Below are 3,061 nucleotides of genomic sequence, written 5' to 3'. Positions count from 1 at the left end.
TCGTCACCGCGGCATCAAGCAGCGTGGGCCTGGCGGCGTTCCAGATCGCCCGCATGGTCGGTGCGACGGTCATCGCCACGACGCGGACCAGCGCCAAGAAGCAGGCTCTGCTGGAGGCAGGCGCCCACCACGTGATCGCCACCCAGGAGGAGGACCTCGCGGCCCGCGTCATGGAGATCACCGGCGGCAAGGGCGCTCGGGTCGTGTTCGATCCGGTCGGCGGCCCGTCCTTCGAGCCGCTGACCCAGAGCATGGCGCGGGGCGGCATCCTGCTGGAATACGGCGCGCTCAGCACGGAGCCGACGCCGTTCCCGCTGTTCACGGTCCTGGGCAAGTCGTTGACCCTGAAGGGCTACCTGTACACCGAGGTCATCACCGACGACGCACTTCTCCAGCGCGCCAAAGACTTCATCACTGATGGTCTGCGCTCAGGTCATCTGAAGCCGGTGGTGGCCAAGGTCTTCAAGCTGGACGAGATCCAGGAGGCGCACCGCTACCTGGAATCGAACGAGCAGATCGGGAAGATTGTCGTCAACGTGTGATTGTGCTCGTGCCACCCGCAACCAAGCGGGTGGCACGAAGGGGCAAAGTGCCCGATTCCAGGGAAGCAAAAGGTTGTCTCTTCCGCTCTCTCAGTAGGAACCCTCTAAGTCCGGCAGTCTTTGCGTCCGCTTTGCCTACCCACTTCCAGAATGCAGCGAGGCTGCTTCCGGCCAGGAGCGGCGGAAGCCTGGGTCGGGATGCAGACCCGTGGCGCCGCAACTCACCGCCCGCGGTCCCGTTGCGCCATCAGAGTTTCCGACGGACGTGGGTCAGGCCTCGCGCATCGCGAGGTCGGACCAAGAAGCGAGAGGATCCACTGTGGCTGCCATCTCCGCGCCAGGATCAGCAAGGCCGCTTCACCCCTTGCACGCGATCCTGCTCGCTTTCCCGTTGCCGCTCTTCCTCGGCGCGCTGCTCAGCGACTACGCCTACTGGTCGAGCTTCCAGATGCAGTGGGCCAATTTCTCGTCCTGGCTCATCGCCGGCGGATTGTTCGTCGGCGGTTTTGCCATGCTCTGGGCCCTGATCGGCCTATTCCGGAGCGGGCCGGCACGGAGGGGGCGCGCGGCGATCTACTTCCTCGTGCTGCTCGGAGCCTGGGTGGTTGGCTTCGTCAACGCGCTCGTTCACTCGAAGGACGCCTTCGCGATCATGCCAGAGGCGCTCCTCCTATCGGCGATCGCGACGGTCCTCGCACTCATCGCGGCGTGGATGGGCTATTCCGGTTTTCAGTCCGGGGAGGCGGAATGATGCGCGCGATTTTGCTGATCGGTGCTGCGGCCTTCGCCCTGTCTGCCTGCGACAGCGAGCCAACCCCGCAACAGCACGGTGCCAACCCGAACCTCCCGGAGCCGCGGCGCGGCCTGCTGCCCGACATGAGGATCCCCCGCCCGGCAGCCTGGGGCAATGAGCGCCCGACTGTGCCGCAGGGCTACATGATCCAGGCCATCGCCACGGATCTCAGGATTCCGCGCCAGACCCTCGTCCTGCCCAATGGCGACATTCTGGTCACAGAGGGAACTGGCGGCCAGGGCGCACCCCGGCTTAACCCCAAGGCCTTCATCGCGAACGTCATCAAGAGCTGGGGCAGGACGTCGGTGCCGGGCGGCAACCGGCTCACGCTGCTGCGCGATGCAGACGGCGATGGCACCTACGAGGTCCGGCGAGTCTTCGCCGAGAACCTGAACGGGCCCTACGGCCTCGCCCTGGTCAACGGCGTCCTCTACGTCGCCAACCAGGATGCGCTGGTACGCTTCGACTATCGCGACGGGCAGACCGAGGCGAGCGGGCCGCCGGTGCTGGTGACGAACCTGCCCTCGGCGATCAACCACCACTGGACGAAGGCGATGACCGCCAGCCCCGATGGCCGGTTCCTCTATGTCGGCATCGGCTCTAACAGCAACATCACCGAGCGCGGGATGGAGGCCGAGGTCGATCGGGCCATGGTGTGGCAGATCGACCCGCAAACGGGCGCACACAGGCCCTACGCGACCGGTCTTCGCAATCCCACGGCCCTCACGATCCAGCCGGGAACGGGCCAGCTCTGGGCGGTGGTGAACGAGCGCGACGAGATCGGTCCCGACCTCGTTCCGGATTACCTGACATCGGTGCGGGAGGGCGGCTTCTACGGCTGGCCTTACAGCTACTGGGGCCAGAACGTCGACACCCGTGCTCAGCCGCAGAATCCGGAACGCGTGGCCGCAGCCATCCGCCCCGACTACGCCCTTGGAGCGCATGTGGCAGCACTCGGCGTGTCCTTCTCGACACCCGCTATGGGCGCGGCCTTCGCGGACGGGGCGTTCGTCGGTGAGCATGGCAGCTGGAACCGGACCCCCCCGGTTGGCTACAGGGTTGTCTTCGTGCCGTTCCGTGACGGCCGGCCCGCCGGAGATCCGATCGACTTCGTCTCCGGCTTCCTGGACGGCGAGGGCAAGGCGCGCGGCCGGCCGGTTGGGGTGACAGTGGACCCGCGCGGGGCCCTGATCGTCGCCGACGACCTGTCGAACACGGTCTGGAGGATTACGGCAAGCCGGTGACGCCGTCGCGTGGGGGAACGCTGCGGAGCCGCAGAACGCATGGCTGCCGGTTCTCTGGCCGCAGCGTAACATCTGCTTCGAAGCCCACATGCGCTTTTGCGCTAACAAGCGCAAAAGTGGTGAAGGGGCCGAACCTAACTGTCGAGTGTTCGAAGCCACCTCTCCGCTTCCCGCGGCAAGCGCCCGAAAGCCGCCCGTCCGCTCTCGGCCAAGCCTGCCCTGCTACCCGACTTGTTAATCGATAGCCCACCTCACCCTTCGGTTGGCCTGCCTGGCCCACTAGGCTGGGATACAATCGGAAAAGGCGACCTCAACTTCGCTGCGAGTCAGGTTTGTCGACCCTCCGGCTGCGCGGATCCAGGTTCCCCAGCCACTCCGGCACAAGCTTGTGATCCGACAGTGAAAGTTGGCGATCGCGCCCACCCGAGGCGGCGAGACGCACAACTGTGACACATCACTGGGCCACAACGGCACAGGTCAGT

Annotated in this window: 3 protein-coding genes; all 3 read left to right on the top strand. The window is 66.0% G+C overall.

What is annotated here, in order from left to right:
* Positions 1-542, top strand: a 542-nt coding sequence (locus tag ACO1BU_RS36565; RefSeq protein ID WP_424140775.1) for a zinc-dependent alcohol dehydrogenase family protein, incomplete at its 5' end; no start/stop codon positions are given.
* 364 nt (positions 543-906) lie between these two features.
* Positions 907-1,293 (top strand): DUF2231 domain-containing protein, encoded by a 387-nt coding sequence (locus ACO1BU_RS36560; RefSeq protein ID WP_424140774.1) that lies wholly within the window; start codon positions 907-909, stop codon positions 1,291-1,293.
* Entirely contained in the window at positions 1,290-2,579 is a 1,290-nt protein-coding gene (locus ACO1BU_RS36555) for a PQQ-dependent sugar dehydrogenase (RefSeq protein WP_424140773.1), read from the top strand. The genes ACO1BU_RS36560 and ACO1BU_RS36555 overlap by 4 nt, the downstream gene beginning before the upstream one ends.
* The last annotated feature ends 482 nt before the right edge of the window (positions 2,580-3,061 follow it).

Source organism: Roseomonas chloroacetimidivorans (assembly GCF_049629625.1).
Taxonomy (GTDB): domain Bacteria; phylum Pseudomonadota; class Alphaproteobacteria; order Acetobacterales; family Acetobacteraceae; genus Roseomonas; species Roseomonas chloroacetimidivorans.
Note: the sequence above shows the minus strand (reverse complement) of the source record. Positions and strands in the feature narration are given on the sequence as shown.

Excerpts from the sequence above, each read along its gene's own strand:
- ACO1BU_RS36555 (WP_424140773.1), top strand. The coding sequence starts at position 1,290 with ATGATGCGCGCGATTTTGCTGATCGGTGCTGCGGCCTTCGCCCTGTCT.